The sequence below is a fragment of the Okeania sp. SIO3B5 genome, assembly GCF_010692555.1.
Lineage (GTDB): Bacteria > Cyanobacteriota > Cyanobacteriia > Cyanobacteriales > Microcoleaceae > Okeania.
The window spans coordinates 1-8,171 of the sequence record NZ_JAAHHG010000451.1; the positions used below are offsets into that span (position 1 = coordinate 1).

Genomic DNA, 8,171 nt, shown 5'->3' on the forward strand with positions numbered 1-8,171 from the left:
TGGGGCCGGCATCCTGCCTGTCCGCATCCTGCCTGTCCCTGCCTGCGGTGAAAATATCAGGAACGGGAAACGGGCAAGATGCCCATTCCACAAAACACAAAATACAAAACACGAAACTATTAAAATCATCCCGCATTTATGCAATGCCAGAATAGTTTGTAGTTTGTTCTGTATGTAGAAATTCAGTAGTTAGAGTAGTTAGTAGTTGTATAAACTGCTAACTATTTCAGATATAAACTTTCAGAAATTATTTTTGTTTATTTTAGGTACAGGAAATTATGCAAGGTTCAACAATTGATGCAACTAATAATTTAGTTGATACTTCCGTCCAATCTGCGCCAGCAGAAGCAGGCCATCACGAAGAACATCAGGATTTACGAGTTTTCGGATTAATCACATTTCTCGCTTCCGAGTCTTTGATGTTTGGAGGACTATTTGCTGCTTATTTAATTTATCGAGCAAATGCCGGGGTTTGGCCTCCTGAAGAAACAGAGGTAGAGTTGTTATTGCCTACAATCAACACTATTATTCTGGTTTCTAGTAGTTTTGTGATTCACAAAGGCGATACTGCTATCAAAAAGAACAATCTCTCAGGAATGCGTCTATGGTATGTAATTACGGCAATCATGGGTATTATCTTTTTGGGTGGTCAGGTTTATGAGTACATGACTTTAGGTTATGGTCTGACTACTAATGTGTTTTCCAACTGTTTTTATGTGATGACTGGTTTCCACGGTTTGCACGTTTTTGTTGGCGTGCTACTTATTCTAGGTGTATTATGGCGTTCTCGTCGTGCTGGTCATTATAATGGAGAAAAGCACGTTGGTATTGAGATGGCAGAAATATATTGGCACTTTGTTGATATTATTTGGATTGTTTTATTCACTTTGCTTTACATTTTGACTCAGATTTAATTTGTACGCAAAGGCATTTACCGAAAAATTGGGTTTAAAGCCTCGCCCTTGTAGGGCGACTTTTTATTTGAGCATGCAAGTGAATTGGATATATGCTAAACTGCTATTAGTTGCCGGGGGGCACTCGGAAACTCTAAACGGACGTGGAGGGAAGCATCAGACTACCGCCAAGGAAGCAGCACCCTGTGAAGCGTCAACTCGCCGAAGAGCTACGGCTCAGTAGGAATCCCCGCGCCTTTAGGCCGGGGAGGATGTCAATGTCGCTACACTTGCGTTGCATTTGACAAAATTATACACCATTTGTAGGGGTTGACGGCTGTTAACCCCTACTATATTTGGTGGTTATATCAAACCCGGATAATATGAAATACATTTAATTGTGCTAATTGTGCAAATATACAAATCTCTCCATCTCCCCATCTCCCCATCTCCCCATCTCCCCATCTCCCCATCTCCCCATCTCCCCATCTCCCCATCCCCCCATCAATTTTTCTCTAAAGAGCTATAGTTATCTTCTGAAGGTTTCTGAAGGAAATTCACCAAATAGTTTATGGTAATTCTTTGCTAATTGTCCTCGATGATAAAAGCCAAATTCCTCAGTAATTTTCCTGAGATTACCCTGTTTATCTTTTTGTTGAAGTTCTTCATGCAGAGCCTGAAGACGTAGATGTTTAAAATATTTTTGGGGTGACATTTGATAATAGTCTTTAAAGATATATTCTAAGGTTCTTTGACTAATTTTTAATTCCTCACATAGATCCTGAGTTGTAATATATGATTTGAGATTACTAAGGTAAAATTCTTCCGCTTTTTTTAAAATACGACTTCGGTTTATTTGTGGTTTTTTCAGTCTAATTTCTGTTGCTTCTGCGACCGCAACAATCAGAGTCTGAGCTATTTCTTCTTCTAATCTTTGTTTAAGGTAATGGTTAATTAATAAGGAATTAACAGAAGAATAGGGTTGAGCATTGATTTGAAATAATAATTGATAAAGTTGATAACACAATCGCCGTATATAGTTAATCTTTTGGTGATCGGCTTTGATAACTGGGGGAATACTTTGTTTATTCAGTTGTTTTTGAAATTCAAATAGTTCTAATGTCTCACAGATGTTATTGAAAAATTCATCCTTAAAAAATAGGAAATAATTACCGTGGAATTTCTGTCGTAAATCAGCTACTTTTTTTTCCGGATAAACAATGGTGATCGTGTTTATATCTGTCTTGTATTTATGGGAGAATAAATTACCGTAATGAAAAGCAGAAAGAGCAAAAGTAAAGTGATTTAGGCAAACTCCCCTATATAAAAACTGAGAATTTTGCTGAAATAAACCTAATTTAATATTATCAGTTAAAACCTGGGATACATAGCACTCAAAACTTCGATCGCCTAAGTGGAATATTTCACCAGTAAAGGTTTTCTCAAAACTTCTAAATTCTGATAAATCCAGAAAATGAGTATGTCTAAAAGTTAGGTTTTTTTGTTCTAAAAGCAACTCTGATTTTTGTTCAAATTCAAACATATTGCGATATTCAAACTAACTTAGAAAACTATACTTCTAAATTCTGATAAATCCAGAAAATAAGTATGTCTAAAAGTTAAGTTTTTTTGTTCTAAAAGCAACTCTGATTTTTGTTCAAATTCAAACATATTGCGATATTCAAACTAACTTAGAAAATCATAGCCTTAAGCTACCATCAAGGTTAACTTTTGTTAAGAAAAAAAACTTGCGTTTTTTAGATCGGTTTTAAGGATTGGATTGTTTATATTGGGGTTGTGTCCCAAAAATTCTGGCTAAAATTTAACTTTTTTAGGACTTACACAGTACAACGTATTTTCTTCATTGGAACTGACAGGGAAGCCATCTCAAATCCTAATTTTTCGTACCTCATGGGTACTGTTTTTGCTACAAATTAGCTGATTAATAAGAAGCGTTGCGATCTCAAATATGTACTCATAACTCACCCCAATCCTCCTTTGGAATGTGGCATGAGTTCTATTAACCATTTTTTTCAAGTAAATTAATGTTTTTCAACCATACTTTGACCCGTATTGGGAGGTTAGTTGTGGTGTTTACCATCGCACTCTCTCTCCTGCTAGGTACGGCTGTTCCCCCTGGGATAGCCCAAGACCTGCCCCTTCCAGACCCCGATTTTCAAGGCCACATTGACAAAATTAACAAAACCTACGTCTACTCAAAGCGAGATCCAGACATTCTCAGCTCTCCTACTGCCTTCCCTAAAAATGCACCTAACGTTGTGCTGATAATGTTGGATGACGTGGGTTTTGGTGCCTCAGAAACCTTTGGCGGCCCAGTCCATACCCCTACCCTTAACGAGCTGGCAGAACATGGCTTAAGCTACAACCGCTTTCATACCACGGCTTTGTGTTCTCCTACCCGCGCTGGCTTGCTAACAGGTCGTAACCATCACTCCGCTGCTACTGGAGCTCTTACAGATGTGTCAACTGGGTTCCCCGGTTATACCGGACTCATCCCCCAGAGCACTGCTACTGTTGCCCAAATTTTGCAAGACCACGGCTATAACACAGCTTGGTTTGGCAAAAACCACAACTTACCTGCCGAGCAAAGCAGTAACGCGGGTCCATTCACCCGCTGGCCTAATGACCTTGGCTTTGACTACTTCTACGGCTTCCTCGGTGGCGGTGGGGAGACAGACCAATGGTATCCCGCTCTTTATGAAAACCGCAATCCCATCAGTCAGCCTTCCTATCCTAAGAAGAACCTTAACAAGAGCTACAACCTCACCCGCGATCTAGCGGATAAGGCCATTAACTGGGTGAACTATAACCACTCCTTGTCTCCAGACACCCCTTTCTTTCTCTATTTTGCCCCAGGAGCTACCCATGCTCCCCATCAACCCCCTCCTTCTTATACCCAGAAGTACGAAGGTATGTTTACCGAGGGCTGGAATAAGCTACACAAGAAGATTTGTGCGAATCAGAAAGATATGGGAATCATCCCTCAAGATACCAAATGTACAAGGCGACCCAAGGATATTCCAGCCTGGAGAAGCGATACATTTACGGATCAAAATAATGAAGAAATCGAAATTGACGATGAATATAGGGAATTAATGGCCTTGCAAATGCAAACCTATGCAGGTTTCCTGGAATACACAGACGAACAAGTTGGCCGAGTGCTTGAGGCCATTGATGACTTAGGTGAAAAAGAGAATACCCTAGTTATCTACATTGTTGGTGATAATGGAGCCAGTGCTGAAGGTGGCTTAATAGGTGGCTGTAATATGAGCGCGACCTATGCTGGCCTTGACTTCACAACGGACGAGAACCTGGAGTGCCAAGAAGAATTGGGTTGGGGCAATCCCGGAACGACTCCTCACTATGCAGTGGGTTGGGCTTGGGCTCTAGATGCTCCCTTCCGCTGGACCAAACAGATTGCCTCTTACTTTGGTGGCACTCGCAATCCGATGGTGATTTCCTGGCCTAAACATATTAAAGTCCAGATGTCCAACCCCAAAGACGATCGCTCGGTCAAGGAAGCTCGGGCAGCGAATCTACGGGATCAGTTTCTCCATGTTATTGATGTTGCTCCAACAATTTTGGATGTAGTTGGTATTGAGCCTCCCGAGTATGTCAATGGCATTGAGCAAAAGCCAATAGAAGGGGCTAGCTTTGTCAACACCTTCGGAACTGAGGGGGCAGACGCAATCCCACTTCGGGATACTCAGTATTTCGAGATGTTTGCCAATCGCGGTATTTACCACGATGGTTGGATGGCGTCGTCGTTCCATGGGCAGCTACCCTGGGATATTTTGGCAAAGAGTACGCTGAATAGAGACAATCCAGAGCTAGAGGATGAGTGGGAACTGTTCAATCTGGATGAAGACTTTAGCCAGAATGATAATTTAGTAGACCCGAACTATCTAGGCAGATTAGAGCCGGAGAAGCGAAAGGCGTTAGAAGACAAATTACAGGAAATGAAGGCTCTGTTCGATCGCGAAGCTGAAAAATACGATGTGTATCCTATTGACGATCGCTTTGGCCAACGCTCAATTCTTCCGCGCCCAACTGTTTGGAAACATCGTACTAAATTTGAGTTTTATCCTGGGGCAGTATTTCTGCCTGGAGATGTTGCTCCCAACATTGCCGAAAACAAGGGCTATATCATTACCGCAGACCTGAATATTACTAAACAGCGTAAGGTTAAAGGGGTGATCTTAGCCAGTGGAGGAGGAGATACTGGAGGCTATAGTCTCTATGTCAATGAAGATCATCAGCCAGTCTTCGAGTACAAGTATCTCAATAGGACGCGAACCGCGATCGTTTCCGACGAAAAACTAAAGCATGGTCTGAATCATGTTTCATTTTCCTTTAAGTTCGACGACACACTTGATGACGCTCCCGAAGACCTCAAGCGTATTGGCAATGGTTATCTCTGTGTTAATGGTAATCAAGTAGCTTCCAGTGACATTCCGGAAGTCCTGAACGGTTTATTTATGATGGATAGCCAAGATGTAGGAATGGATATGCGGGCTCCGGTGAGCAATGACTATGAACCACCCTTCGAGTTTACAGGCGGTGAGATCAAGAATGTAACTCTGGATATAGATCCATCTAAAGTGAAACTCGCATCCGCTCAAAACTGTGGATTGGAGGTCCCTCTAGATGAGGAGGAAGTTACGTCTTCGGAGCAAACAACATCTGAGGACAAGCTGAGTCATGGAGAGCTGACCGATCGCATCATTCAGGAGATCGTTGAAAGGCTGGAAAAATAATTCTAGGACTGGATGGTGCAAATCTAAGATAGAATGAACCACATCGTTGATTCTATATTGCACGCTAACTTTCCTTTTTCCCCTTTAGGCAAAGCTGTGGGGTGTCGATATCTTGACACTCCATAGCCTATCCCAAGACTACATTGATTAGCGTTCGCAACAATACTATAGTGTATGCGCAATCATGATTTGGGAGGATCGTTTCCAAGACAATTGTTGAAAATAGATCCTTCTGTTTCTCTCAACAATAATTCGACCTATTTTCCAAGTGTGTAAATAAATTATGAACTTTCCCAACATCAACAGAAAAAATGTGATAGTTTTTCTTTCGGTTCTGCTCTCAATCTTTTGTTTAGGCGGTACTTTAGGTTGTATTCCTGCTCATGCTGCTGGTGAAAATTACTTAAATTCCTGGAATCAGACTGACAACAAACAAGCGATCGTAGATTTTGTGGAAAAAGTCACCACTGAGGGTAATGACTATGTTGAACCAAAAGATCGCATTGCTGTCTTCGATAACGATGGAACTCTATGGTCTGAAAAACCTCTGTATTTTCCAATTCAGTTTGAACTGGAAAATATGCAGCAAGGTAATAGTTTTGTTGGTGACACAACAGATGAATATATACAGACAGCTTCTAACTTTGTCTATCACGAAAACCAGGAAGACTTTAATGTTCCATATCGAGAACTTGTCTATGAACCTGTAATTGGCTTAGTTAATTACCTCAAAGCCAACGATTTCAAAGTCTATATTTGTTCTGGAGGTGATATTGATTTTGTGCGTTCTTTTTCTGATGAGGCTTATGGTATTCCCCCCGAACAAGTGATTGGTACCGCTGTCAAAACAGAATTCGATCAACAGTTTGGAGGAGACGTAGAACGTAAAAGGAATTTTTTACTAGGAATGCTGTTACCCAAGACGCTAGCTCAGTATAACGATCAAGAGGGTAAACCAGTAGGGATTCAAAATCATATTGGCAAACGGCCTATTATTGCAGTGGGTAACTCTAGTGGTGATTTTGAAATGTTTCAATATACTGATGTTTGCGAAGACAAATCCTTGATCGTGCTAATTAATCATGATGATTGCGCTCGGGAATATGAATACAATGATGTGCCTGGAAGCACACATCTAGAAGATGACTCTGACAACCCTGGTCAGCAAATAGAGGTTGCTGATAATGAATCTCTCGATGAAGCCCAAAATCGTGACAATTGGATCGTAGTCAGTATGCAAAACGATTTCAATACTATTTTTGAGTCAGACCCACAAAGAGACCCTCCAACGTGTAACTAAATTTGAGTCAGTCGTCAGTCGGGTGAGCATTGCTCACCTGATACCAAATTAAATTAAGATGTTGTATTATTCAAGTCTAAACCATTTTATGAAAACTTTTTGGTTAAAATCACTTATTCTCTGTTTCCTAACAATATCACTAATTTTCCCTTTCTCCACACAAGCACAAGCATCTTCTACAGATAATAGTTGTCCAGAGGGAATGATATTTATTCCCGGAGGAACTTTTACAATGGGATCGGATACTCATTATCCCTCAGAAATTTCTGCAAGTGATGTCACAGTAGATAGTTTTTGTATCGATCGCCACGAAATCACCAACGCAGAATTCCGCAAATTTGTCAAAGCAACAGGCTATAAAACCATTGCCGAACGCCCCCTACCAAAAGAACAATTTCCCGATCTTAGTGATGAGCAACTGCAACCTGGTTCCCTCGTATTTCAACCCCCTTCTGAAGGCATACAACAGATTGCTTATTTAAACTGGTGGCATTGGACAGTGGGTGCTAACTGGCAACATCCCTACGGTCCAAATAGCAACATCAAAGGCAAAGATAATTATCCTGTGGTTCACATTGCCTATGAGGATGCGGTAGCTTATGCCAAGTGGATAGGTAAATCTATCCCCACTGAAGCTCAATGGGAATATGCAGCGCGTGGTGGACTTCAAGAGCAAGAATTCACTTGGGGAAATCAATATTCTGCGAAGAAAGCTAATACCTGGCAAGGGATGTTTCCCTTTTTCAATACCAAAGAGGATAATTATTTAGGCACAGCTCCGGTAGAATCTTTTTCCCCAAATGGCTACGGACTTTATGATATGACCGGAAATGTTTGGGAATTCACCTCAGATTGGTATAAAGTAGGACATTCTGGTAAAGACCATAGTTTAAACCCCATTGGACCTGACAAAACCGCTAGTTTCGATCCCATCAAACCCCAGGAAGGAGCTTTGCACGTTATTAAAGGTGGTTCTTACCTCTGTGCTAAAAATTATTGTAGTCGTTATCGACCTGCTGCCAGAGAGTCTCAAGCTCCTGATACCGGAACAACTCATATTGGTTTTCGTTTAGTAGTCTCATAGTGGACCGACACACCTTAGATGGGGAGATGGGGAGATGGGGAGATGGGGAGATGGGGAGATGGGGAGATGGGGGGATGGGGAGATGGGTGAGAATCGTCACCCAAAACCTGCCCAAA

General features: G+C 41.3%; 7 protein-coding genes. 5 read left to right on the forward strand and 2 right to left on the reverse strand.

The window, feature by feature from the left end; translation table 11 throughout:
* Window positions 1-278 precede the first annotated feature (278 nt).
* Entirely contained in the window at window positions 279-914 is a 636-nt protein-coding gene (locus tag F6K54_RS35130) for a heme-copper oxidase subunit III (protein WP_293088333.1), read from the forward strand.
* Window positions 915-993: 79 nt separating this feature from the next.
* Entirely contained in the window at window positions 994-1,137 is a 144-nt protein-coding gene (locus F6K54_RS35135) for a hypothetical protein (protein WP_293088335.1), read from the forward strand.
* 124 nt (window positions 1,138-1,261) lie between these two features.
* On the opposite strand, the gene F6K54_RS35140 is transcribed toward F6K54_RS35135, so the two are convergent.
* Together F6K54_RS35140 and F6K54_RS35145 are read right to left on the reverse strand one after the other, a co-directional pair.
* Window positions 1,262-1,390 (reverse strand): hypothetical protein, encoded by a 129-nt coding sequence (locus F6K54_RS35140; protein WP_293088336.1) that lies wholly within the window; start codon window positions 1,388-1,390, stop codon window positions 1,262-1,264.
* 32 nt (window positions 1,391-1,422) lie between these two features.
* Entirely contained in the window at window positions 1,423-2,436 is a 1,014-nt protein-coding gene (locus tag F6K54_RS35145) for a helix-turn-helix domain-containing protein (RefSeq protein WP_293088337.1), read from the reverse strand.
* A gap of 502 nt (window positions 2,437-2,938) precedes the next feature.
* Here F6K54_RS35145 and F6K54_RS35150 point away from each other — a divergent pair.
* The 3 genes from F6K54_RS35150 (at window position 2,939) to F6K54_RS35160 (ending at window position 8,055) form a co-directional block, all read left to right on the forward strand.
* Entirely contained in the window at window positions 2,939-5,671 is a 2,733-nt protein-coding gene (locus F6K54_RS35150; RefSeq protein ID WP_293088338.1) for an arylsulfatase, read from the forward strand.
* Window positions 5,672-5,954: 283 nt separating this feature from the next.
* Window positions 5,955-6,971, forward strand: coding sequence for an HAD family phosphatase (locus tag F6K54_RS35155; RefSeq protein ID WP_293088340.1), 1,017 nt, complete (start codon window positions 5,955-5,957; stop codon window positions 6,969-6,971).
* Window positions 6,972-7,059: 88 nt separating this feature from the next.
* On the forward strand, window positions 7,060-8,055 hold the full coding sequence (locus F6K54_RS35160; protein ID WP_293088341.1) for a formylglycine-generating enzyme family protein: 996 nt from the start codon (window positions 7,060-7,062) through the stop codon (window positions 8,053-8,055).
* The last annotated feature ends 116 nt before the right edge of the window (window positions 8,056-8,171 follow it).